The organism is Pseudomonas sp. AP3_22 TE3818 (genome assembly GCF_053628995.1).
The window spans coordinates 5,853,297-5,877,500 of sequence record NZ_JBRJHL010000001.1 but is presented as its reverse complement, the minus strand read 5'-3'; the positions used below and the strand labels follow the sequence as shown (position 1 = coordinate 5,877,500).

General features: G+C 60.0%; 15 protein-coding genes and 2 rRNA genes (1 of these 17 cut by a window edge). 10 read left to right on the top strand and 7 right to left on the bottom strand.

The features are described from left to right. From AB7M25_RS26755 to recD, 5 genes are all read left to right on the top strand, one after another. A 23S ribosomal RNA gene (locus AB7M25_RS26755) occupies window positions 1-1,977 on the top strand; it begins 917 nt to the left of the window's first position. 157 nt (window positions 1,978-2,134) lie between these two features. Next, window positions 2,135-2,250: ribosomal RNA gene (gene rrf, locus AB7M25_RS26750) — 5S ribosomal RNA — on the top strand. A 236-nt stretch (window positions 2,251-2,486) separates the two neighbouring features. Further along, window positions 2,487-5,936, top strand: coding sequence for an exodeoxyribonuclease V subunit gamma (gene recC, locus AB7M25_RS26745; RefSeq protein ID WP_454238202.1), 3,450 nt, complete (start codon window positions 2,487-2,489; stop codon window positions 5,934-5,936). After that, window positions 5,936-9,625 (top strand): exodeoxyribonuclease V subunit beta, encoded by a 3,690-nt coding sequence (gene recB, locus AB7M25_RS26740; protein ID WP_454238201.1) that lies wholly within the window; start codon window positions 5,936-5,938, stop codon window positions 9,623-9,625. The genes recC and recB overlap by 1 nt, the downstream gene beginning before the upstream one ends. Then, window positions 9,622-11,709 carry an exodeoxyribonuclease V subunit alpha gene (recD, locus tag AB7M25_RS26735; protein WP_454238200.1) on the top strand — a complete coding sequence of 696 codons (2,088 nt, stop codon included), beginning with the start codon at window positions 9,622-9,624 and terminating at the stop codon, window positions 11,707-11,709. Before recB ends, recD begins: the two co-directional genes overlap by 4 nt. Here the strand turns inward: recD and AB7M25_RS26730 are convergent. Then, complete coding sequence (locus AB7M25_RS26730) at window positions 11,706-12,653, bottom strand: LysR family transcriptional regulator (protein WP_104450826.1); 948 nt, start codon at window positions 12,651-12,653, stop codon at window positions 11,706-11,708. The two genes, recD and AB7M25_RS26730, sit on opposite strands and share 4 nt — an antisense overlap. Window positions 12,654-12,803: 150 nt before the next feature. On the opposite strand from AB7M25_RS26730, the gene AB7M25_RS26725 reads away from it, so the two are divergent. Both AB7M25_RS26725 and mmsB read left to right on the top strand, forming a co-directional pair. Continuing rightward, window positions 12,804-14,330: a CoA-acylating methylmalonate-semialdehyde dehydrogenase gene (locus AB7M25_RS26725; RefSeq protein WP_429384411.1), complete on the top strand. Its 1,527-nt coding sequence runs from the start codon at window positions 12,804-12,806 to the stop codon at window positions 14,328-14,330. A 10-nt stretch (window positions 14,331-14,340) separates the two neighbouring features. Next, the gene (gene mmsB, locus AB7M25_RS26720) at window positions 14,341-15,228 is read left to right on the top strand and encodes a 3-hydroxyisobutyrate dehydrogenase (RefSeq protein WP_454238199.1); all 888 of its coding nucleotides are present in this window, start codon (window positions 14,341-14,343) and stop codon (window positions 15,226-15,228) included. Window positions 15,229-15,393: 165 nt separating this feature from the next. On the opposite strand, the gene AB7M25_RS26715 is transcribed toward mmsB, so the two are convergent. Next, the gene (locus AB7M25_RS26715) at window positions 15,394-15,738 is read right to left on the bottom strand and encodes a cupin domain-containing protein (RefSeq protein WP_007988984.1); all 345 of its coding nucleotides are present in this window, start codon (window positions 15,736-15,738) and stop codon (window positions 15,394-15,396) included. A gap of 268 nt (window positions 15,739-16,006) precedes the next feature. Here AB7M25_RS26715 and kynB point away from each other — a divergent pair, with 268 nt between their 5' ends. Both kynB and kynA read left to right on the top strand, forming a co-directional pair. Next, complete coding sequence (kynB, locus tag AB7M25_RS26710; protein WP_429384405.1) at window positions 16,007-16,672, top strand: arylformamidase; 666 nt, start codon at window positions 16,007-16,009, stop codon at window positions 16,670-16,672. Beyond that, on the top strand, window positions 16,669-17,523 hold the full coding sequence (gene kynA, locus AB7M25_RS26705; protein WP_104450832.1) for a tryptophan 2,3-dioxygenase: 855 nt from the start codon (window positions 16,669-16,671) through the stop codon (window positions 17,521-17,523). Before kynB ends, kynA begins: the two co-directional genes overlap by 4 nt. Window positions 17,524-17,700: 177 nt before the next feature. Here the strand turns inward: kynA and AB7M25_RS26700 are convergent, their stop codons facing one another. Genes AB7M25_RS26700 through antA form a run of 4 tightly spaced genes read right to left on the bottom strand, consistent with a single transcriptional unit; the run spans window position 17,701 to window position 22,101 of the window. After that, entirely contained in the window at window positions 17,701-19,134 is a 1,434-nt protein-coding gene (locus AB7M25_RS26700; protein WP_454238198.1) for an amino acid permease, read from the bottom strand. A gap of 43 nt (window positions 19,135-19,177) precedes the next feature. Further along, window positions 19,178-20,200: an anthranilate 1,2-dioxygenase electron transfer component AntC gene (gene antC, locus AB7M25_RS26695; RefSeq protein WP_454238197.1), complete on the bottom strand. Its 1,023-nt coding sequence runs from the start codon at window positions 20,198-20,200 to the stop codon at window positions 19,178-19,180. Window positions 20,201-20,218: 18 nt separating this feature from the next. Further along, window positions 20,219-20,710 carry an anthranilate 1,2-dioxygenase small subunit gene (gene antB, locus AB7M25_RS26690; RefSeq protein WP_454238196.1) on the bottom strand — a complete coding sequence of 164 codons (492 nt, stop codon included), beginning with the start codon at window positions 20,708-20,710 and terminating at the stop codon, window positions 20,219-20,221. Further along, complete coding sequence (gene antA, locus AB7M25_RS26685) at window positions 20,710-22,101, bottom strand: anthranilate 1,2-dioxygenase large subunit (RefSeq protein WP_429384395.1); 1,392 nt, start codon at window positions 22,099-22,101, stop codon at window positions 20,710-20,712. The genes antB and antA overlap by 1 nt, the downstream gene beginning before the upstream one ends. 385 nt (window positions 22,102-22,486) lie before the next feature. Here antA and AB7M25_RS26680 point away from each other — a divergent pair, with 385 nt between their 5' ends. Beyond that, complete coding sequence (locus tag AB7M25_RS26680; RefSeq protein WP_429384392.1) at window positions 22,487-23,500, top strand: cupin domain-containing protein; 1,014 nt, start codon at window positions 22,487-22,489, stop codon at window positions 23,498-23,500. A 14-nt stretch (window positions 23,501-23,514) separates the two neighbouring features. Here AB7M25_RS26680 and AB7M25_RS26675 read toward each other — a convergent pair whose 3' ends face one another. Beyond that, window positions 23,515-23,988, bottom strand: a complete 474-nt coding sequence (locus tag AB7M25_RS26675; protein WP_085719050.1) for an Lrp/AsnC family transcriptional regulator — start codon at window positions 23,986-23,988, stop codon at window positions 23,515-23,517. Between the last annotated feature and the right edge of the window lie 216 nt (window positions 23,989-24,204).

Genomic DNA, 24,204 nt, shown 5'->3' with positions numbered 1-24,204 from the left:
GTGCCGAGCATGGGAGACACACGGCGGGTGCTAACGTCCGTCGTGAAAAGGGAAACAACCCAGACCGTCAGCTAAGGTCCCAAAGTTATGGTTAAGTGGGAAACGATGTGGGAAGGCTTAGACAGCTAGGAGGTTGGCTTAGAAGCAGCCACCCTTTAAAGAAAGCGTAATAGCTCACTAGTCGAGTCGGCCTGCGCGGAAGATGTAACGGGGCTCAAACCATACACCGAAGCTACGGGTATCACCTTCGGGTGATGCGGTAGAGGAGCGTTCTGTAAGCCTGTGAAGGTGAGTTGAGAAGCTTGCTGGAGGTATCAGAAGTGCGAATGCTGACATGAGTAACGACAATGGGTGTGAAAAACACCCACGCCGAAAGACCAAGGTTTCCTGCGCAACGTTAATCGACGCAGGGTTAGTCGGTCCCTAAGGCGAGGCTGAAAAGCGTAGTCGATGGAAAACAGGTTAATATTCCTGTACTTCTGGTTATTGCGATGGAGGGACGGAGAAGGCTAGGCCAGCTTGGCGTTGGTTGTCCAAGTTTAAGGTGGTAGGCTGAGATCTTAGGTAAATCCGGGATCTTAAGGCCGAGAGCTGATGACGAGTTACCCTTTGGGTGACGAAGTGGTTGATGCCATGCTTCCAAGAAAAGCTTCTAAGCTTCAGATAACCAGGAACCGTACCCCAAACCGACACAGGTGGTTGGGTAGAGAATACCAAGGCGCTTGAGAGAACTCGGGTGAAGGAACTAGGCAAAATGGCACCGTAACTTCGGGAGAAGGTGCGCCGGTGAGGGTGAAGGACTTGCTCCGTAAGCCCACGCCGGTCGAAGATACCAGGCCGCTGCGACTGTTTATTAAAAACACAGCACTCTGCAAACACGAAAGTGGACGTATAGGGTGTGACGCCTGCCCGGTGCCGGAAGGTTAATTGATGGGGTTAGCTAACGCGAAGCTCTTGATCGAAGCCCCGGTAAACGGCGGCCGTAACTATAACGGTCCTAAGGTAGCGAAATTCCTTGTCGGGTAAGTTCCGACCTGCACGAATGGCGTAACGATGGCGGCGCTGTCTCCACCCGAGACTCAGTGAAATTGAAATCGCTGTGAAGATGCAGTGTATCCGCGGCTAGACGGAAAGACCCCGTGAACCTTTACTATAGCTTTGCACTGGACTTTGAATTTGCTTGTGTAGGATAGGTGGGAGGCTTTGAAGCGTGGACGCCAGTTCGCGTGGAGCCATCCTTGAAATACCACCCTGGCAACTTTGAGGTTCTAACTCAGGTCCGTTATCCGGATCGAGGACAGTGTATGGTGGGTAGTTTGACTGGGGCGGTCTCCTCCTAAAGAGTAACGGAGGAGTACGAAGGTGCGCTCAGACCGGTCGGAAATCGGTCGTAGAGTATAAAGGCAAAAGCGCGCTTGACTGCGAGACAGACACGTCGAGCAGGTACGAAAGTAGGTCTTAGTGATCCGGTGGTTCTGTATGGAAGGGCCATCGCTCAACGGATAAAAGGTACTCCGGGGATAACAGGCTGATACCGCCCAAGAGTTCATATCGACGGCGGTGTTTGGCACCTCGATGTCGGCTCATCACATCCTGGGGCTGAAGCCGGTCCCAAGGGTATGGCTGTTCGCCATTTAAAGTGGTACGCGAGCTGGGTTTAGAACGTCGTGAGACAGTTCGGTCCCTATCTGCCGTGGACGTTTGAGATTTGAGAGGGGCTGCTCCTAGTACGAGAGGACCGGAGTGGACGAACCTCTGGTGTTCCGGTTGTCACGCCAGTGGCATTGCCGGGTAGCTATGTTCGGAAAAGATAACCGCTGAAAGCATCTAAGCGGGAAACTTGCCTCAAGATGAGATCTCACTGGGACCTTGAGTCCCCTGAAGGGCCGTCGAAGACTACGACGTTGATAGGTTGGGTGTGTAAGCGCTGTGAGGCGTTGAGCTAACCAATACTAATTGCCCGTGAGGCTTGACCATATAACACCCAAGCAATTTGACTACTCGAAAGAGCATCAGATTGCGGTGTGTGAAGACGAAACGAACCGAAAGTTCGAGAGACTCGCAAAACACCAGACTATCACCTACCCAATTTGCTGAAGCGAGGCCACCTGGCCGCGACTCAGTACCCGAATTTCTTGACGACCATAGAGCGTTGGAACCACCTGATCCCATCCCGAACTCAGAAGTGAAACGATGCATCGCCGATGGTAGTGTGGGGTTTCCCCATGTGAGAGTAGGTCATCGTCAAGATTAAATTCCGAAACCCCAATTGCGAAAGCAGTTGGGGTTTTGTTTTTGCGCCTCCATACACCTCAAACGCTGTTCCCTGTAGGAGCGAGCCTGCTCCGGGCGGCGTTCCGACGAAGAACTTCAGGGCACCGCGTTACCCCAGACAACCCCCGTCATCGTTGACGACCTTCGCGAGCGAGCTCGCTCCTACAAATGCTAAAGTCGTCCCTCGAATTTGCATTTTCCAAGGAAGCCTTATGCCGGACGCAACGTCCCTCAGTGCTGGATTCATGGTGGTTCACGGCAACCGCCTGGACGAGTTGCGCAGCCTGGTGGTCAGCTGGATGCGGCGCTACCCGCTGGCTCCCCTGGAGAATGAAATCGCGTTGGTGCAAAGCAACGGCATTGCCCAATGGCTGAAGCTGGCCCTGGCGGAAGATTCTGAAGAAGACGACATGGGCGGCTGCGGCATCGCCGCCGCCATCGACGTGCAGTTGCCCGGCAGTTTCATGTGGCAGCTCTATCGCATGGTCCTTGGGCGCGATGAAATTCCGGCCAAGTCCCTGCTCGATAAAGCCCCGCTGACCTGGCGATTGATGCGCCTGCTGCCGCAGTTGATCAACCAGCCACACTTCGAGCCGCTGCAGCGCTTCCTGACTCATGACACCGATCTGCGCAAACGCTATCAATTGGCTGAGCGTCTGGCGGACCTGTTCGACCAGTACCAGGTCTATCGGGCTGACTGGCTTGAAGACTGGGCAGAAGGTCGACATCAGACAAGAAGCGCCAGGGGCGAGGCCAAACCCCTGACGCCGGCCAATTGCTGGCAGGCAGAGTTATGGCGCGCACTCTTGCTGGATGTCGGAGAGCAAGGTATGGCGCAAAGCCGTGCCGGGGTCCATCAGCGATTCGTCGAGCGCATCAACAACCTCGAAACAGCTCCCCAGGGATTGCCCTCGCGAGTGATCGTTTTCGGGATTTCTTCGCTGCCTGCCCAAGCCCTGGAAGCACTGGCGGGGCTGGCACGATTCAGTCAGGTCCTGCTGTGCGTACACAACCCGTGTCGTCACCATTGGGCGGACATCGTCGCCGATAAAGACCTGTTGCGGCATCAATACAAGCGTCAGGCTCGCAAGAGCGGCATGCCGGTAGTGATCGATCCGCAAACCCTGCACCAGCATGCTCACCCGCTGCTGGCTGCCTGGGGTAAACAGGGGCGGGACTACATCAACCTGCTCGACAGTTACGACGATCCCAACAGCTATCGCTCGGCATTCCGTGACGGGCGCATCGACCTGTTCAGTGACGGTCAGCCGCTGAATGTGCTCAACCAGTTGCAGGATGACATCCTCGAGTTGCGTCCCCTCAACGAGACTCGGGAGCGCTGGCCGGCTATCGATCTGCACACGGACGAATCGATCCGTTTTCACATTGCCCACAGTGCCCAGCGAGAAGTCGAGATTCTCCACGACCAACTGCTTGCGCGCTTCAGTGCCGATCCGGCATTGCGCCCCCGGGATATCATCGTCATGGTCCCGGACATCGACAGCTACGCCCCGCACATTCGTGCCGTGTTTGGCCAGCTCGACCGTCAGGACCCCCGCTTCATTCCGTTTACGCTGGCTGACCAGGGCCAGCGTGGTCGCGATCCACTGCTGATTGCGGTCGAGCACCTGCTCAAGCTGCCTGACAGCCGATTCCCCGTCAGTGAGATTCTCGATCTGCTCGACGTCCCGGCACTGCGCGCCCGCTTTGGTGTCGAGGAGCGTGACCTGCCGACCCTGCACCGCTGGATCGAAGGGGCCGGCATTCGCTGGGGCATGAATGCCGAGCAACGTGCCGGGCTCGGGCTGCCCAATGAACTGGAGCAAAACAGCTGGCGTTTCGGCTTGCGACGGATGTTGCTCGGTTATGCCGTTGGCAGCGCCGATGCCTATGAGGGTATCGAACCCTACGACGAGATCGGTGGTCTGGACGCTGCGCTCATTGGTCCGCTGGTTGCTCTGCTGGACGCGCTGGAGGTGGCTCACCACGAACTCTCTCAGCCGGCACCGCCGTGGCAATGGGGGGGGCGCTTGCAGGCGTTGGTGCAGTTGTTCTTCCTCGCCAGCAACGAACACGATGACTACTTGCTGGCCCAGCTCGAAGAGCTGCGCGAGACCTGGCTCGAGACCTGCGAATCCGTCGGTTTGCTGGACGAGTTGCCGCTGACGGTTGTCCGTGAAGCCTGGCTTGCAGGCCTGGACCAGGGCCGTTTGTCCCAACGCTTTCTGGCCGGTGCGGTCAACTTCTGCACCTTGATGCCCATGCGCGCTATCCCGTTCAGACTGGTCTGCCTGCTGGGCATGAATGACGGCGATTATCCGCGTGCGCAACCGCCGCTGGATTTCGATCTGATGGGCAGTGATTATCGGCCCGGCGATCGCTCCCGACGCGAAGATGACCGCTACCTGCTACTGGAGGCCTTGTTGTCGGCACGCGATCAGCTCTATATCAGTTGGGTGGGTCGCAGTATCCGCGACAACAGCGAGAGGCCGGCGTCGGTATTGATCGGCCAGTTGCGTGACCACTTGGCCAGCGGTTGGCGATTGGCACAAAGTGGCGAGGATCTGCTTGAAGCCATGACCCGGGAACACCCGTTGCAACCTTTCAGCGCCCGCTACTTTCACGAAGGGGATGCGTCGTTCAGCTACGCCACCGAATGGCAGGTCCTCCATCAAGCGGCAGAGCAACAGGCGAGCGCCGAAGTGCTCGGGCCCCACGTTCAGGACGAGCCCCTCAGCCTCGGTCAGCTGCAGGATTTCCTGCGCAATCCGGTACGGCACTTTTTCAGCCAGCGACTGAAAGTCTTCTTCGAGGCAGCTGAAGTGCCGTTGGCCGATGAAGAGCCTTTTGTCCTGGATGCGTTGCAGCGTTACAGCCTCAGCGACCGTTTGCTCGAAGCGGCGCTGGCGGATTCGGGAAATACCGCACAGGCACTGGAAGATCAGGCCAAACGCCTGCAAAACAGCGGGCTGCTGCCCATGGCCGGTTTCGGTGAGTGCCTGCAACGTGAATTGATCGAACCATTGCCCGACTTGTTGCAACGCCACCAACAGCTCCTGGCTTTGTGGCCGACACCGCTCAGCAGTGCGTTGCCGGTCAATCTTGAACTGCAAGGCCTGCACATCGAGGGCTGGCTCAGCGGCCTGCATCAGCGCGCTGATGGGGGGTTGCTATCTGTCACGACGATCCCCAACAGTATCGGCTCGATCAAATCGCGCAAATGGCATCGACTGACGCGCCCCTGGCTCACCCATCTGGTGGCTTGTGCCAGTGGTATGGCGTTGACCACCGCACTGGTGGCCAGCGACGACAGCCTGTTGCTCGCACCGATGGACGAGTCCACGGCACGGAAAATTCTCGGTGACCTGTTGATGGCCTGGCAGTCGGGTATGCGCCAGCCTCTACCGATCGCGGTCAAGACCGCCTTCGCCTGGCTGGGGCAAACCGACCCGGTCAAAGCCGCGGCCGCTGCGCGCAAAGCCTATGAAGGCGACGGACAGACGACGGACGGAGAGCGACGCGAAAGCCCGGCACTCGCACGCCAGTTCGCCGATTACGATGCCCTGAGCGCCGATGAAACCTTCCCCGATTGGTGTGATGCGCTCTATCGCCCGCTGCTTGAAGCACCCTGGCGTTCACTGTCCAGCGAGGAGTCGCGTTGATGAGTACGAAGACACCGCTGGCCCTGGCCTTCCCGCTGCGTGGCAGTCAACTGATCGAAGCCAGCGCCGGGACTGGCAAGACCTTCACCATTTCCGCGTTGTACCTGCGCCTGGTGCTGGGCAATGGCGGAGAGCACAGTGGCTTCGGACGTGAGCTCTTGCCGCCGCAAATCCTCGTCGTGACCTTTACCGACGCCGCCACCAAAGAGTTGCGCGAACGCATTCGCACGCGACTCGCCGAGGCTGCACGCTTTTTCCGCGATGAAACGCCGGCCCCCGACAGCCTGATTGCCGAGCTGCGTGATCAGTACTTGCCCGAGCAATGGCCCGGGTGCGCAAACCGCCTGGATATCGCCGCCCAGTGGATGGACGAGGCAGCGGTGTCGACTATCCACAGTTGGTGCCAGCGCATGCTGCGCGAGCACGCCTTCGACAGCGGCAGCCTGTTTACCCAGAGCCTGGAAACCGACCACAGCGACTTGCTGGGGGAAGTCCTGCGCGATTACTGGCGGTTGTTCTGCTACCCGATGCAAGGCGATGCGCTGAATTGGGTACGCAGCAATTGGGGGGGGCCAGCGGCGTTGCTGCCGCGGATTCGTGCGCTGTTCGCCAGTGAGCGCGATACGCTTCAAGGCAAAGAGCCCGCCGAGATAATTTCGCAATGCTTGCAAGAGCGACGGGCTGCCCTGATCGAGCTCAAGAAGCCATGGCCGCAGTGGGCGGACGAGTTGCTTGCCATCTGCCACGAGGGCGTTGCCAGCAAGGCTGTCGACGGTCGCAAGATGCAGGCACGCTATTTCGAGCCCTGGTTCGAAAAAATCAAAGCCTGGGCCGAAGACGAATCCCTCGAGCAACTGGATATCGGCACCGGTTTCACGCGCCTGACCCCGGATGGCATGGCCGAAGCCTGGAAGGGCGAAGCGCCTCGACATCCGGGGCTCGATGCGATGGCCGGCCTCAAGGCCTGTCTCGACGGGTTGCCAACGCCCGATGCCGCCGTACTGCAACATGCCGCCCGCTGGGTCGGGGCACGATTCGAAGAAGAGAAACGCCGTCGTGCGGAAATGGGCTTCGACGACATGCTGCTGCGCCTTGATGCGGCCTTGCAGTCCGACGGCGGCGAGCGCCTGGCCACCCTGATTCGTGAACAGTTTCCGGTTGCCCTGATCGATGAGTTCCAGGACACCGACCCGGTGCAATACCGGATCTTCGAGAGCATCTACCGGATTGAAGAGAACAGCCCCGAGTGCGGCCTGTTCCTGATCGGCGACCCGAAACAGGCGATCTACGCTTTTCGCGGGGCCGACATTCATACCTACCTGCGTGCCCGGCAGGCCACCACCGGCCGCCTGCACACCCTGGGCACCAACTTCCGCTCAAGCCATGGCATGGTCAACGCGGTGAACCATGTGTTCGAGCGTGCCGAAGCCCGGGAGTCGGGACGGGGCGCATTCCTCTTTCGGGAGCCGAATGGCAATAACCCGGTTCCGTTCATGCCGGTGGCCTCCCAGGGCCGCAAAGAAGTCCTGCATATAAATGATCAGGCAGTCCCGGCCTTGAACATCTGGCACTTGCCGGCAGAACAACCGTTGTCCGGTGCGGTGTACCGGCAACATCTGGCGGCGGCCTGCGCCAGTGAAATCACGGCATTGCTCAATGGCGGACAGCAGGGGCAAGCGGGGTTCTCCCAGGACGGTAAAGCCTTCAGAGGGCTGCTGCCGGCGGACATCGCCATCCTGGTACGCGATGGCAAGGAAGCGCAGGCGGTGCGTGGCGAATTGGCTGCGCGGGGCGTGCGCAGTGTCTACCTGTCGGACAAGGACTCGGTGTTCGCCGCCCAGGAGGCGCATGACGTGCTGACCTGGCTCAAGGCCTGCGCCGAGCCGGATGTCGAGCGTCCGCTGCGGGCCGCGTTGGCCAGCATCACCTTGAACCTTTCGTTGACCGAGCTGGAGCGGCTGAATCAGGACGAGTTGGCCTGGGAATCCCGGGTCATGCAGTTCCGTGGCTATCGCGAAGTCTGGCGCAAGCAGGGTGTGCTGCCGATGCTGCGTCGTTTGCTGCACGACTTCCGCCTGCCCCAGGCGCTGATCGCCCGCAGTGACGGCGAGCGGGTCTTGACGAACCTCCTGCACCTGTCCGAATTGCTTCAACAGGCCGCCGCCGAACTCGACGGCGAACAAGCGCTGATCCGGCATTTGTCCGAGCATCTGGCGTTGTCCGGGCAGGCGGGCGAGGAGCAGATCCTGCGTCTGGAAAGTGATGAGCAACTGGTCAAGGTCGTGACCATCCACAAGTCCAAAGGCCTCGAATACCCCTTGGTGTTCCTGCCGTTTATTTGCTCGGCGAAGCCGGTAGATGGCAGCCGCCTGCCGTTGCACTACCACGATGAATCAGGCAATGCCCAGGTCACGTTGAAGCCGACGGCAGAATTGATTGCCCTGGCCGACGATGAGCGTCTGGCCGAGGATCTGCGCTTGCTCTATGTCGCACTGACCCGGGCGCAACACGCCTGCTGGCTGGGGGTGGCTGACCTCAAGCGCGGCAACAACAATGGTTCGGTGCTGCATCTGTCGGCGTTGGGTTATCTGTTGGGGGGCGGTGCGCCATTGGCCGACTCCACGGCGTTGCAGCAGTGGTTGCGCGACCTGCAACAGGACTGCCCGGCGCTGGCGTATGCCCAGATGCCTGATGCGACAACAGAGCATTACCAGCCACCGCAAAACGACGCGGCGCTGCTGGCTCCGCTGATCCCGAAACGCAAGGCCAGTGAAAGCTGGTGGATCGCCTCTTACAGCGCATTGCGCATTGGCGACACCCTGAGTGTCGGCACGGACGAGGCGCCGGAGAGTCCGCAGGCGCAAAAACTGTTCGATGACGAACGTCTCGACCCGCAGGCTCCCAGGGAAGTGGTGGCCAGTGGCGGCGATATCCATCGCTTCCCGCGCGGCCCGAACCCCGGCACCTTCCTCCATGGTCTGCTCGAGTGGGCGGGGGGCGAAGGGTTTGCCGCGGCGCCACAGGAGGTGATCGACGCCATTGCCCGTCGCTGCAATCGCCGAGGCTGGGAGGGCTGGATCACCACGCTGAGTGACTGGCTGCAGCATCTGCTCAAGTCGCCGTTGCAACTGGGAGCCGATCAGGCGCCGGTGATATTCGCGCAGTTGACGCAATACCAGGTCGAGATGGAATTCTGGTTTGCCAGCCACAAGGTCGATGTACTCAAGCTCGATGCGCTGGTGTGCCAGTACACCCATGGCGGCATGGCCCGGGTGGCCGCCGAACCGGTGCTGCTCAACGGCATGTTCAAGGGCTTCATCGACCTGACGTTCGAGCACGACGGCCGCTATTACGTTGCCGACTACAAATCCAACTGGCTTGGCGCCGATGATGCGGCCTACACCGTGGCGGCCATGGAGCAGTCGATTCTCGACAACCGCTATGACCTGCAATACGTGTTGTACCTGTTGGCCCTGCATCGCCAGCTCAAGGCGCGTCTCGCCGATTACGACTACGACCGGCATGTCGGCGGTGCGTTGTACCTGTTTCTGCGGGGTACGCGTGCGGCCAGCCAGGGGGTGTTTTTCACCCGTCCGCCAAGAGAACTGATCGAGCGTCTGGACAGGCTGTTCCAAGGCAAGCCAGAACCCAAGGCCGAGCCCGCCTGGGAACAGGGAGTACTGTTATGAGTCGCACCTTCACCGATTTGCTGCCGACATCGCTGGCAGCCGAAAGCCTGGCCGATCTGGCGCTGCTGAGTCGTGCCGACGATTTGCTGTTGCTGCTCACGCGCTGGGTCGAACGTGGCTGGCTGCGCGCGCTGGACAAAGCCTTTGTGGCGTTTCTGCATGAGCTGGCACCGGAGGATGATCCGTTGGTCTTGCTGGCAGCCGCGTTGACCAGCCACCAGTTGGGCCACGGGCATGTCTGCCTCGACCTGTTCGAGACGCTGAAAGAACCGGACTTCGCCCTGTCATTACCGCCCGAAGGTGACGTACAAGGCGGCGCCATGCTGTTGCCGTCGCAATTGCTCGGATCGCTGGACGGTGCTCATTGGTGCAAGGTGCTGGCCGCCAGCAACCTGGTCGCCCTGGCCGCTGACAGCCGTGACAACGTGCGTGACCGACCTTTGGTGTTATCGGGCAAACGCTTGTACCTGCGCCGCTATTGGGCCTACGAGCGGCGGATCGACCTTTCGCTGCGCGAGCGCCTGACGGAGCACGAATCCACGCCGAACGACCTGCTCCAGCGCCTCACCGGTTTGTTCGGGCCTGCCCGGCCGGGTGAAGTGATTGACTGGCAGAAGCTGGCCTGCGCCCTGGCGACGCGCAGCGCCTTCAGCATCGTGACGGGGGGGCCGGGGACCGGCAAGACCACCACCGTCGTGCGCTTGCTGGCGTTGCTCCAGGCGCCGGCGGTCGAGGCCGGCATGCCTTTGCGCATTCGCCTCGCCGCACCGACCGGCAAGGCCGCGGCGCGTCTGACAGAGTCCATCAGCCAGCAAGTCCGGACCTTGAAGGTCAGCGAAGCCATACGCGAGAAGATCCCGTCCGACGTCACCACCGTTCACCGTCTGCTGGGCAGCCGGCCTGGGACACGTCATTTCCGGCACCACGCGGGCAATCGCCTGCCGCTGGATGTGCTGGTGGTGGACGAGGCCTCGATGATCGACCTGGAAATGATGGCCAATCTGCTCGACGCCTTGCCGGCCCATGCACGCCTCGTGCTGTTGGGGGACAAGGACCAGCTGGCTTCGGTCGAAGCCGGTGCGGTACTGGGGGATCTGTGTCGCGACGCAGAGGCTGGCTGGTACAGCCCGCAGACACGCCAGTGGCTGGAAGCCGTCAGCGGCGAAAGCCTGCAGGCCGGCGGACTGCAGGAGGATACGCAGGGCGCTCATCCACTGGCCCAACAGGTGGTGATGTTGCGCCATTCCCGGCGATTCGGTGAAGGCAGCGGTATTGGCCAACTGGCTCGTTGGGTCAACCAGCAGCAACCGGAAGAAGCCCGCAAGTTGTTGTCTGCGCGAAGCCATGACGATGTGTATGGCTTGTCCCTCAAAGGGGAGCAGGACCGGACCCTGGAGCGTTTGCTGCTCGAAGGTCACGGTGAGGGCCCGCAGGGTTATCGGCATTACCTGACCTTGCTGCGCAAACAGCGGCCGCCACTCGACAGCCCGCTGGAAGATTCACGCTGGACTGACTGGGCCCGGGAGGTGTTGCAAGCCTTCGACGCGTTCCAGCTGTTATGTGCGGTGCGCAAGGGGCCGTGGGGTGTGGAGGGCTTGAACCAGCGAGTGACCGAGGCCTTGCTCAGGGCACGCCTGATCGACAGCGACCAGCAGTGGTATGAAGGTCGCCCAGTGCTGATGACCCGCAACGATTACGGCCTGGGTTTGATGAACGGCGATATTGGCATCGCCCTCAAGCTCCCGGAACAGGAAGGCCATGGAAAACAGGTTTTGCGTGTGGCGTTCCCACGCAATGACGGCCAGGGCGGCGTGCGATTTGTCCTGCCAAGCCGCCTGAATGATGTCGAAACCGTGTACGCCATGACCGTGCATAAATCCCAGGGCTCGGAGTTCGCGCACACCGCGTTGATTCTTCCTGATGCCTTGAATCCGGTCCTCACCAAGGAATTGATCTACACCGGGATTACCCGGGCCAAGGACTGGTTCACCCTGATCGAATCGCGCCCAGGTGTGTTTGAAGAGGCGGTGAAACGCCGGGTCAAGCGTTTGAGCGGGCTGATGCTGGAGCTCGGCACCGACTAATCGGCAAACAACATCTCCCGGCTTTCCCCCATCAGCAGGCCCTGATTCTGCTCGGTGACCTGGCGGATGTAATCCCACAGCAGGGTGATCCGCTTGAGCTTGCGCAGATCCTCCCGGCAGTACATCCAGAACTGTCGGGTGATGTTGATTTCCTGTGGCAACACCGGCAGCAGGCGCGGGTCCTGAGTGGCGAGGAAGCACGGCAGGATCGCCAGTGAACGCCCCTGCTGCGCCGCCACGAACTGCGCGATCACGCTGGTGCTGCGCAGGTTGGCGCTGGCGCCGGGCAGTACATTGGCCAGGTACAACAGCTCCGAGCTGAACGCCAGGTCGTCGACGTAACTGATAAACGAATGTTTCGCCAGGTCTGCCGGGCGGCGGATGGCCGGGTGGTTGTCGAGATAATCCTGGGTCGCGTATAGCTGCAACCGGTAGTCGCACAGTTTGCAGCAGACGTACGGCCCATGCTCCGGACGCTCCAGGGCGATGACGATGTCGGCCTCGCGCTTGGACAGGCTGATGAAGTGCGGCAGTGGCAGGATGTCCACCGAGATCGCCGGGTAGGTGTCGACGAAGTGGCTCAACTGCGGCGTGATGAAAAAGCTGCCGAAGCCTTCGGTGCAGCCCATGCGCACATGACCGGACAGCGCCACGCCGGACCCGGAAACCTGCTCGCACGCCATGTGCAAGGTACTTTCGATCGATTCGGCATACCCCATCAACCGCTGGCCTTCGGCGGTCAGGACGAAGCCGTTGGTCCGGGACTTCTCGAACAGCAAGGTGCCCAGCGCCGTTTCCAGCGAACTGATGCGCCGCGACACCGTGGTGTAGTCCACAGCCAGGCGCTTGGCCGCGGTGCTGGCCTTGCGGGTGCGGGCGACTTCGAGGAAAAACTTGAGGTCATCCCAGTTCAGCGAACCGAGGGAGGTGATGTTTTTTTGCATGTTGGACCGGTTTTTATGTGCGTTCTTATCAGAAGTTTGCACATCTATACTCCAAAAACAGTCCGAGAACCAATTCGCGACACACAGCTCATCTCAAGGCGACTTGCTCGCCTTGGCTCCCAAGATAACAACAAAGATCCGGAGACCCACATGAACGTATCGCTCACGCCTAACGAAACCACCGTGCAAAAGGTCAAACTGTTGATCGACGGCGAGTGGGTCGAGTCCAAGTCCACCGAATGGCACGACATCATCAACCCGGCGACCCAGCAAGTGCTGGCCAAAGTGCCGTTTGCCACCGCCGAAGAAGTCGACGCCGCCATCAGCGCCGCTCATCGTGCGTTCCAGACCTGGAAGCTGACGCCAATCGGCGCGCGGATGCGCATCATGCTCAAGCTCCAGGCGCTGATTCGCGAGCACTCCAAGCGCATCGCCGCGGTCCTGAGCGCCGAGCAGGGCAAGACCATTGCCGACGCCGAGGGCGATATTTTCCGTGGCCTGGAAGTGGTCGAGCACGCCTGCTCCATCGGCAGCCTGCAAATGGGCGAATTCGCTGAAAACGTCGCCGGTGGCGTCGACACCTACACCCTGCGCCAGCCGATCGGCGTGTGCGCGGGCATTACCCCGTTCAACTTCCCGGCAATGATTCCGCTGTGGATGTTCCCGATGGCCATCGCCTGCGGTAACACCTTCGTGCTCAAGCCGTCGGAACAGGACCCGATGTCGACCATGCTCCTGGTGGAACTGGCGATCGAGGCGGGCATTCCGGCCGGCGTGCTCAACGTCGTGCATGGCGGCAAGGATGTGGTGGACGGGCTCTGCACCCACAAGGACATCAAGGCGGTTTCCTTTGTCGGCTCGACCGCCGTCGGTACTCATGTCTATGACCTGGCCGGTAAACACGGCAAGCGCGTGCAATCGATGATGGGCGCCAAGAACCACGCCGTGGTGCTGCCGGACGCCAATCGCGAACAAGCACTGAATGCGCTGGTCGGTGCCGGCTTCGGTGCTGCCGGTCAACGCTGCATGGCCACTTCGGTGGTGGTGCTGGTGGGCGCCGCCAAGCAATGGCTGCCGGACCTCAAGGCGCTGGCGCAAAAACTCAAGGTCAATGCCGGCAGCGAGCCGGGCACCGATGTCGGTCCGGTGATCTCGAAAAAAGCCAAGGCGCGGATTCTCGACCTGATCGAAAGCGGCATCAAGGAAGGCGCCAAACTTGAACTGGACGGTCGCGAGATCTCGGTTCCGGGTTACGAGAAGGGCAACTTTGTCGGCCCGACCCTGTTCTCCGGCGTAACCACCGACATGCAGATCTACACACAGGAAATCTTCGGCCCGGTGCTGGTGGTGCTGGAAGTCGCCACCCTCGACGAGGCCATCGCCCTGGTCAACGCCAACCCGTTCGGCAACGGCACGGGCCTGTTCACCCAGAGCGGTGCAGCGGCACGTAAATTCCAGAACGAGATCGACGTCGGCCAGGTCGGTATCAACATCCCGATTCCGGTGCCGGTCCCATTCTTCAGCTTCACCGGTTCGCGCGGCTCCAAGCTCGGCGACCTCGGTCCGTACGGCAAGCAAGTGGTGCAGTTCTACACTCAGACCAAGACCGTCACCAGCCGCTGGTTCGATGACAACAGCGTCAACGACGGTGTGAACACCACGATCAACCTGCGATAAGGAGCCGGACATGAAAATCGCTTTTATCGGTCTGGGCAACATGGGCGCGCCGATGGCGCGCCACCTGATCAAGGCCGGCCATGCACTGCGCCTGGTGGACCTGAACAAGGCTGTACTGGCGGAGCTGGAACAGTTGGGCGGCAGTATCAGCCCTTCGGCCCGTGAAGCGGCGGAGGGCGCCGAACTGGTGATCACCATGCTGCCTGCCGCAGTGCATGTGCGCAGTGTGTGGCTGGGTGAAGACGGCGTGCTCGCCGGTATCGGTCAAGGCGTACCGGCGGTCGATTGCAGCACCATCGATCCGCAGACCGCGCGGGACGTGGCCGCCGCCGCTGCCAAACAGGGCGTGACCATGGCCGATGCGCCGGTCTCTGGCGGTACCGGTGGTGCAGCCGCCGGGACCCTGACCTTCATGGTCGGCGCCACGCCTGAACTGTTCGCCACCCTGCAACCGGTACTGGCGCAGATGGGCCGCAACATCGTCCATTGTGGTGAGGTCGGCACCGGGCAAATCGCTAAAATCTGCAACAACCTGCTGCTGGGGATTTCCATGGTCGGCGTCAGCGAAGCCATGGCGCTGGGTGATGCGCTGGGCATCGACACCAAGGTGCTGGCGGGCATCATCAACAGTTCCACCGGGCGTTGCTGGAGTTCGGAGATGTACAACCCGTGGCCGGGTATCGTCGAAACGGCGCCGGCGTCGCGCGGTTACACCGGCGGTTTCGGGGCCGAACTGATGCTCAAGGACCTGGGGCTGGCCACTGAAGCGGCGCGTCAGGCGCACCAGCCGGTGGTGCTTGGCGCGGTGGCCCAGCAGTTGTATCAGGCGATGAGTTTGCGTGGGGAAGGTGGGCAGGACTTTTCGGCGATCATCAATGGCTATCGCAAGCCGCAATAACAAAAACTGTGGGAGCGAGCTTGCTCGCGATGAGGTCGTTACAGTCGACATTGATGGTGACTGACCCACCGCTATCGCGAGCAAGCTCGCTCCCACAGGGTACGGCGCTTACCTAAAGACTTTTGACCGGGAGATCACGTCGGGTGATCCCCCGGTTTTTTTGTATCAGGCAAACACGAAATATTTGCGCACGGTTTCCACCACTTCCCAGGTGCCTTTCATCCCCGGTTCGATGACGAAAATATCGCCGGCGCGCAGGTGGATCGGCGCCATGCCTTCGGGGGTGATGACACAGTAGCCTTCCTGGAAATGGCAGTACTCCCATTTCACATATTCCACGTACCACTTGCCCGGCGTGCAGATCCAGGTGCCCATGATCTTGCTGCCGTCTTCACTGGTGTAGGCATTGAGGTTGACGGTGTGCGGGTCGCCTTCGAGTTTTTCCCATTTGCAGGCGTCGAGTACGGGCAGCGGATGGGTGTCGCGCAGAACGGTGATCGGTGCGGTCATGATGACTCCGGGCAGTGGGCTCAAGAACTGAAGTCGCACCCTATAGCGCCCGGCGCGACATCAGTTGTCTGTGCTCGACATTGATGTATCCAGAAACGCAGCGGGCGGTATCTGGCCGCGTTAGCCGAAGCGGTTGAAATTTACCCTCGATAATTGATCGATTTGCGGCGGTTTCTGCGAAAGATCCGAGCATTACCGAAAGTTTTCGCAAGAACATGCACAGGTATCCCTCGTATCATTCACTTCGGAAAAGGCCGAGAGCTTTGCTATGAAAAAAACAATGTCGTGGTGGGACATCAGCCCGCCCTTGAGTACCGCAACCCCGACCTGGCCGGGTGATACGCCGTTTCAGGAAGAGCGCGTCTGGAGCTTCGGGCCCGAGTGCCCTGTGAATGTCGGGCGCATCACGCTGTCGCCGCACACCGGTGCCCATGTCGACGCGCCGCTGCACTACAGCGCGGATGGCAAGGCCATTGGCGAAGTGTCGCTGGACGTCTACATCGGGCCTTGCCGGGTATTGCATTGCCTGGACAGCGGCCAACTGGTGCAGCCGGAGCAATTGCGGGGGCGTCTTGAACATCTCCCTGAGCGCGTCCTGCTGCGTACCTATCGAAACGCACCGCTGACCACCTGGGACCCGGACTTCACCGCCGTCGCCAAGGAAACTGTCGATCTGCTGGCCAGCCTCGGCGTGCGGCTGATCGGCATCGATACGCCGTCGCTGGACCCGCAGCAATCCAAGACCATGGATTCGCACAACGCGGTGGCGCATCACGGCATGGCCATTCTTGAGGGCATCGTGCTCGACGAAGTTCCCGAAGGCGATTATGAGCTGATCGCGCTGCCGCTACGTTTTGCCAATCTTGATGCCAGCCCGGTCCGGGCCATATTGCGTCCACTGAATTCACCGCAACGTGAGGAGCCTGCTCAATGAGCCAATGTCCCTATTCATCGGCCAATCCGACTGCGGAATGGCATAACGCCGAGTTGAATTTTTCCGACTCCATGAGCTACGGCGACTACCTGGACCTGGGGCGCATTCTCAGTGCGCAGCACCCGTTGTCACCCGACCACAACGAGATGCTGTTCATCATCCAGCACCAGACCTCCGAGCTGTGGATGAAGCTGATGTTGCACGAGCTCAAGGCAGCCCGCGAACACATGCGCTTGGGCGAGTTGCCGCCTGCCTTCAAGATGCTGGCGCGAGTCTCGCGCATCTTTGATCAACTGGTGCATGCCTGGACGGTGCTGGCGACCATGACGCCCACCGAGTACCACTCGATCAGGCCTTTCCTGGGGCAGTCGTCGGGCTTCCAGTCGTTCCAGTACCGCGAGATCGAATTCATTTTGGGCAACAAAAGCGCGACCTTGTTGCGGCCCCACGCGCATCGTCCGCAGCTGTTGGAGGAACTCGAAAAAGCCATCGCCACGCCGTCGCTGTATGACGAAGCGATTCGCTTGATGGCCAGTGCCGGTCTGACGATTGATCCGCAGCGTTTCGAGCGTGACCCGACCAGCCCGACGCAGCATGACGCCTCGGTTGAAGCCGCGTGGCGAGTCGTCTACAAGGACCCTTCGCGCTATTGGGACCTCTATCAGCTGGCCGAAAAACTCATCGATCTGGAAGACTCGTTCCGCCAGTGGCGCTTCCGCCATGTGACCACGGTCGAGCGGATCATCGGTTTTCAACCAGGCACCGGCGGCACTGAAGGCGTCGGCTATCTGCGCAAGATGCTCGACACCGTGCTGTTTCCGGAGCTGTGGCGAGTACGTTCTACTCTCTGAGACGCAGGGCCTGATCCAAAATAAAAAAGCCCCGGCATTCATTGAGTGCCGGGGCTTTTTTTGGGTTTCGACTCGCGGTCTCCTGTAGGAGCTGGCTTGCCAGCGATGGTCGTTAACGATAACGCTGTGAACCGGATAAACGCGGCGCACTTGAGTCCATCGCCGGCAAGCCGGCTCCTACAGTTTTCCGGGTTTGCGTAAAGAACCCTGTTGAACGACGGGTAAACCGCGATCCTTCGCGACACGCACCCGGTAGAACGCGTAGATGATCAACACCCACACTGGAATGGCGATGACCGACGCGCGTATGCCCGGAATCATCCACATCACGCAGACGATCATGGCCATGAACGCCAGGCACAGGTAGTTACTGAAGGGAAACCAAAAGGACTTGAAGCTTGGCACGATGCCTTGTTGGCCCATGATTTTGCGGAACTTGAGATGGGTCAGGCTGATCAGCGTCCAGTTGATCATCAGCGACGCGACCACCAGGGCGAACAGCAGTTCGAGCGCTTCATGTGGGGCGAGGTAGTTGACCAGTACCGACAACATCGTGATGAGCGCCGAGATACCCAGGGCCCGCAATGGCACCCCTTGTTTGTTCAGCTTCATCAGCGATTTTGGGGCGTCGCCCTGTTCGGCCAGGCCATAGAGCATGCGGCTGTTGCAGTAGACGCCGCTGTTGTAGACCGAGAGCGCTGCGGTGAGCACCACGAAGTTAAGGATGTGCGCGGCGGTGTCGCTGCCGATCAACGAAAAGATTTGCACAAACGGACTGCCGCCATAGGCATCGCCGGACGCGCCCAGGGTTTGCAGCAGTTGATCCCACGGATACAGCGACAGCAATACGGTGAGTGCGCCGACGTAGAAGATCAACACGCGATACACCACCTGATTGATCGCCTTGGGAATGACCTTTCTCGGATCACTGGCTTCAGCGGCAGTGATGCCGACCAGCTCCAGGCCACCGAAGGAAAACATGATGAAGGCCATCGACATCAGCAGACCGGTGGTTCCGTTGGGGAAGAAACCGCCGTGGCTCCACAGGTTACTGACCGAAGCCTGTGGGCCGCCCGTGCCGCTGAACAGCATGTAGCAGCCCAGGACGATCATGCCGATGATGGCCGCGACCTTGATGATCGCGAACCAGAACTCCATCTCACCGAAGACTTTGACGTTCATCGTGTTGATCAGGTTGACCAGCACGAAGAACACCGCCGCGCTGACCCAGGTCGGCACCTCAGGCCACCAGAACTGCACGTACTTGCCGACGGCCGTCAGTTCGGCCATGCCCACCAGCACGTACAGCACCCAGTAGTTCCAGCCGGACAGAAAACCGGCATAACCGCTCCAGTACTTATGGGCGAAATGACTGAATGAGCCGGCCACGGGCTCTTCGACAATCATCTCGCCCAACTGGCGCATGATCAGGAACGCAATGAAACCGGCAATCGCATAGCCGAGGATCATCGACGGCCCGGCCGACTTGAGCACACCGGCAGAGCCGAGGAAAAGCCCGGTACCAATCGCCCCGCCCAGGGCGATCAGTTGAATATGACGATTTTTCAACCCCCGCTTGAGCGTTCCCTGTTGCAAGATTTCATCTGCCATCTCGTTCCCTTCTGGTTATTGTTGTCAGGCTTGATTTGCAAGATCAGATATTACTCTCGGTGAACTTTTCGTAGTACAGGTGCACGCTGTCCAGCGCCTGGGTTTGCAACCAGCTCTTGATCGACTCGACCATCGGCGGTGGGCCACAGACGTACATGTCGACCGGCGCGTCGCGCAGTTCGCTGCTGTCGAAATGCTCGGCAATGTAGCCGCGTTTTCCCGTCCATTGCGGCGAGGGTTCGCTGACCACTTCGGTGTAGCGAAACCCCGGAATGCGTTCGGCATAGGCTTCGATACGCGCGCGTTCGCACAAGTCAGCCGCATCCCGCACGCCGTAATACAAATGCACCGGTTGCCCGCAGCCGCGCTCGGCCAGTTCATCCAGCATGCCGAGCAGTGCGGAAAGCCCGGTGCCACCCGCCACCAGAATCAGTGGTTTGGCGACGTGGCGCAGATAGAAGGCGCCCAGCGGCGCCTCCAGCACGATGTCATCACCCACCTGGCAGCGTTCGCGAATGTAGTTGCTCATCACCCCGTCGGGCAGCAGGCGAATCAGGAACTGCAGTTGATTGCTGCTGCTCGGGCGGTTGGCGAACGAGTAGGCGCGCAGGCTCTCGGTGCCGGGAATCTGCAGCCGGGCGTATTGCCCCGGCAGGAAATCCAGTGGCTGACCGACCGAGCCCAGGTCCAGATGCAGAATCGCCGTGCTGGCCGAAACCTGCTTGACGTCAGTGACGGTCGCAGTCAGGCGGTCCGGGCCGGCGGCATTGCACAGGCTGGAGGCGAAGTCGAAATAAAACGCCGCGTCGGACTTCACCCGCGTCTGGCAGGTGAGCATTTTGCGCTGTTGCAGGTCCAGGCTGGAGAGGGCTTCCTCGTCCACATAGTCTTGGCTGTAGTCGCCGGATTCACAGCGACCCTGGCAGGTTCCGCAGACGCCTTCGCGGCAATCCAGGGGAATGTTGATGCCGTTGCGCAGGGCGGCGTCGAGCAGGATTTCGTTGGGCTGTACCGGAAAGAACAGGGTTTTGCCGTCGGCAAAACTGAACGCTACTTTGTGATTCATGCCTCGGTCTCCATGGATTCAGAGGTGGTAAAAGTCGAGTACCGAGTTGATGGTGTCGTTGAGCAGCAGCACATGCTTGCGGCTGATCAGCCAGCTATCGGCATGAGGCTTGAGCCGATAGGTCGCGCGGCCAAAGAACTGCTCGGCCGTGGCCAGTCGATAGAACAAGGTGTGCCAGTTCAGGCGTACCTCCAGCTCGCCGTCCTGCTGTTCGTCGACCCGCACGTTGTTGATCAAATGCAAGGTGCGCGGCATCGGCGTCGAGGATGCGGACTTGCCCGTGCGCAGGCGGAACACGCGGTCTTCCAGGCCGGAACGGTTGGGGTAGTAGATCAGCGACATCTCGCGTTTTGGGTCGCGGGTGTAGACGTGCTCCGAGTCCCATTGCGGCAGGTGGAACTCACTCTGTTCGTCGAACAATTGGAGATAGGCGTCCCAATCCTGGGCGTCGCACAGTTCGGATTTGCGATAGAAAAACTGTTCGATCTGGTACTGCAGTTGCGCATTCATCATTGCACCTCACGGAGTTTCAGGGATTTCGCGTCCAGGCCATCGAGCAGGAATTTCTGCCAGTTGCTGTGCTGGTTGACGTACAGCCCTTCGTGGGTGAATTCAGTGCCGGTCATGGCGGGGGCAATGCCGATGGCTTCGCTGTTGGGCGTGGCGCCGGTGGCCCATTGGTGACTGCCTCGGGAAATGTCGCTCCAGCGCTCCAGGCGCGCCTGGAAACCGCGCTGGGCTTCACGGAATTCCACCAGGTCGTCCGGTGTACCCAGGCCCGAGACGTTGAAGAAATCCTCGAACTGGCGAATGCGGTTTTCGCGGTCGGCGTCCGACTCGTTTTTCACCCCCAGGCACTGGCTGATGATCTCGGTCTTGTTCCAGGCCACCGGGCGGATGATGCGCAGTTGCGAGCTGATCTGATCGAGGAAAAACAGGCTCGGATAAATGTTCAGGTTGCGCAGGCGATGCATCATCCATTCGGCCTTTTGCTGGCCGTGTTCTTCGACCAGGCGCGGCATGATGGTCGCGTAGCCGGAGCGTACTGACGGGTTCGGCATGTCGCTGAACAACACGCTGTGACCGTTGTTGAAGGCGAACCAGCCGTCATCGGTGTTGGCGTCGCCGGCTCCGAGTTTGCTGTAGTCGAGGGTGCCGCCGCTGCTGGTGCCGTTCTCGCTGTTGACCTGCTGGCGGTGCTGCACCGTGGCCACGTAGTTATAGTGAACGGTGCTGACGTGATAGCCGTCGAGGCCGTTTTCGTTCTGCAGTTTCCAGTTGCCGTCGTAGGTGTAGGCCGACTTGCCGGGCAGTACTTCAAGCTCACCGGTGGGTGACTGGGCAACCATCATGTCGAAGAACACCTTGGCGTCGCCGAGGAAGTCTTCGAGGCTGTTGTCGGCGTGCACGTCGAGGCTGATGAACACGAAGCCCTTGTAGCTTTCGATACGGGCCTTTTTCAGGCCACGGGTGGCCTTGTCGAAACCTTCCGGGTACTCACCGGGCGCCTTGACCTTCACCAGGCGGCCGTCGCTTTTGTAGCACCAGGCGTGGAACGGGCAAGTGAAGGTCGACTGGTTGCCCTTGCCCACGCGGGTCAGGGTGGTGCCGCGATGCTGGCAGGCGTTGATCAGCGCGTTGAGTTTTCCTTCGCCGTCGCGGGTGATGATCATCGGCTGACGGCCGGCGCGCAGGGTGACGAAGTCGTGATTATTGACCAGTTCGCTTTCGTGGCAGGCGTAGATCCAGTTCTTCTCGAAGATCAGTTCCATCTCCAGATCGAACAACTGCGGTTCGGTGAAAATGTCCCGGGCGATGCGGAACACGCCCTCCACCGGACGGAAATCCAGGCAGCCTTGGATAAACGCTTTCCATTGCTCGACGTTTTTTTCGCCACTCATGGGTGTGTACCTGTTTTTATTGGGGCTAATCGTGGGCTCATTAGAAGGAGCGGGGCGGGTCGGGGTCTATCCGGTTAGTCGGCGAAGGCAGTCCATAAAATTGGTGCGGTAACACCCGTCCGGTATCAAGCTGGGCAGCGCCGACTCAAACGGCGCACCACGCGATGAACGGCTGCCCCTGTTTGCAGTAATCAGGTACTGTTTTGTGCAGCGTCGAATGCTGTTTGATCGCGATTACCAGCCTCTGGCCGGTGGCGTTATCCGCTTAGTCGAGGATTGTTATCCGCTAAGTTGGCGCTGATGTTTTGTGGCTTGGAACTTGCCTTTCCAATCCGGAGACGCGCCGTCAGAGCGCGCCGAAAAAATAGCCCGTGAGTGCACCGTGATGAACAGCAAAACTGATCCGCAGTGTCGCGACATTCGTGTCGACAGCGATGACCTTGAGGCCGCGAGGAGCTGGATGTCCGGGATCTGCGGGCCGCATCGACTCGTCACCACGACGCCCGAACGGATCCGTTTTCATCATAGCGCCAATATGTTCAAGTCGATGGCCACGACCCTTGGCACCATCGAGTACGGCACCGATGTCACCATCGATATCGAAGACGCCGAGCACTTCAGCAGTTACAGCCTGAGCCTGCCGCTGGTGGGCGAGCAGGAGTTGAGCAAGAACGGCAGCGTGGTGAAGTCCGACCGCGATCAAGGGGTGATCATTTCCCCGAATGAAAACCAGCTGCTGGCGATCTCCGGCGATTGCCGCAAGGTCCAGGTGGTGATTACCCGAGTCGCCATGAGCGAGTCGCTGGAGGGGCTGCTACAGCGCCCTCTGGATACGCCGCTGCGCTTCGAACCGGTGATGGATGCGGTCGATGGGGCATCGGCTTCATGGTGGCGCATGGCGCGCTATTTCATCGCCGAACTGGAGCGCAGCAGCGAACTCTATGAGCAGGTGGCCTTCACTCGTGACATTGAAAGTTCGCTGATCAAAGGCTTGATCCTCGCCCAGCCGAACAACTATTCCGAAGAGCTGCGGGAGGTGCTGGGCGTGAAGTTGCCGCACTACCTGATTCGCGCCCGGCAATACATCCACGCAAACGCCCGCGAAGCCCTGCACCTGGAGGACATCGAAGCCGCCGCCGGCGTCTCGCGCTTCAAGTTGTTCGAGGCGTTCAAGAAGTACTTCGCCTTGTCGCCGATGGTCTACCTGAAAAAACATCGCTTGAACGCGGTGCGTCAGGAGATTCTCGAGCACGGTTCTGCACGCAATATTTCCGCGATTGCCATGGGCTGGGGCTTCACCCATCTCGGGCGTTTTTCCGCCGAGTACCGCAAGTTGTTCGACGAAACCCCGACCATGACCTTGCAGCGCAACGAAGCCCGCCGCATGCGTGGCTTCTGAGGGGCAGGGCGCCTTTACTTGCGCACCACCAGATCGAGCAATTCGTCACGCTCCTTGATTTTCTGCAGGACGATTTCCGAGCGAATATCGGTGACGCCCGCCGTGCGGTTCAGGTGATTCACGATGAAATCCGAGAAGTGCTTCAAGTTGCGCGCCTGCACTCGCAACACGTAGTTGCTCGCCCCGGTAATCACATACGCGGTGACCACCTCCGGCCACGACTGGACCTTCTTGATGAAGGTCTCGTGCCAGTCCGCAACGTCCTGTCGCAACGACACATGAACGATGGCTTCCAGCTCGATTCCCAGCCGTTCGGCATTCAGCACCGCGCGATAACCGGTGATGATTCCCTCGCTTTCCAACAGGCGTAATCGACGCAGGCAAGCCGACGGCGACAGCGCAACTTTCTCTGCCAATTCCTGATTGCTGATACGGCCATCCTGTTGCAGTTGATGGAGGATTCGCAGGTCGGTCGAGTCGAGATTCATGGTTGAAATAAATCCGTTGTTATTGGAGTTAAATTCGAATTTTCTGCGAGATAAGTACTATACGGCCGCTCACTTTGCACGAAAATTCTCCAATGATTCGTTCATTATCTCTCCACCGAAAAGGCGCCAATAGCGCCTGAAACAGGGCGCTGGGCGCTCTGTTCGCCTCGACTTTCACGATGTGCCCGGACGGCATGTCATTCAAACAAACAGGAC

Bases quoted from the DNA above. Each gene is read 5' to 3' on its own strand.
- recC (WP_454238202.1), top strand. From the start codon at position 2,487: ATGCCGGACGCAACGTCCCTCAGTGCTGGATTCATGGTGGTTCACGGC.
- recB (WP_454238201.1), top strand. From the start codon at position 5,936: ATGAGTACGAAGACACCGCTGGCCCTGGCCTTCCCGCTGCGTGGCAGT.
- recD (WP_454238200.1), top strand. From the start codon at position 9,622: ATGAGTCGCACCTTCACCGATTTGCTGCCGACATCGCTGGCAGCCGAA.
- AB7M25_RS26730 (WP_104450826.1), bottom strand. From the start codon at position 12,653: ATGCAAAAAAACATCACCTCCCTCGGTTCGCTGAACTGGGATGACCTC.
- AB7M25_RS26725 (WP_429384411.1), top strand. From the start codon at position 12,804: ATGAACGTATCGCTCACGCCTAACGAAACCACCGTGCAAAAGGTCAAA.
- mmsB (WP_454238199.1), top strand. From the start codon at position 14,341: ATGAAAATCGCTTTTATCGGTCTGGGCAACATGGGCGCGCCGATGGCG.
- AB7M25_RS26715 (WP_007988984.1), bottom strand. From the start codon at position 15,738: ATGACCGCACCGATCACCGTTCTGCGCGACACCCATCCGCTGCCCGTA.
- kynB (WP_429384405.1), top strand. From the start codon at position 16,007: ATGAAAAAAACAATGTCGTGGTGGGACATCAGCCCGCCCTTGAGTACC.
- kynA (WP_104450832.1), top strand. From the start codon at position 16,669: ATGAGCCAATGTCCCTATTCATCGGCCAATCCGACTGCGGAATGGCAT.
- AB7M25_RS26700 (WP_454238198.1), bottom strand. From the start codon at position 19,134: ATGGCAGATGAAATCTTGCAACAGGGAACGCTCAAGCGGGGGTTGAAA.
- antC (WP_454238197.1), bottom strand. From the start codon at position 20,200: ATGAATCACAAAGTAGCGTTCAGTTTTGCCGACGGCAAAACCCTGTTC.
- antB (WP_454238196.1), bottom strand. From the start codon at position 20,710: ATGAATGCGCAACTGCAGTACCAGATCGAACAGTTTTTCTATCGCAAA.
- antA (WP_429384395.1), bottom strand. From the start codon at position 22,101: ATGAGTGGCGAAAAAAACGTCGAGCAATGGAAAGCGTTTATCCAAGGC.
- AB7M25_RS26680 (WP_429384392.1), top strand. From the start codon at position 22,487: ATGAACAGCAAAACTGATCCGCAGTGTCGCGACATTCGTGTCGACAGC.
- AB7M25_RS26675 (WP_085719050.1), bottom strand. From the start codon at position 23,988: ATGAATCTCGACTCGACCGACCTGCGAATCCTCCATCAACTGCAACAG.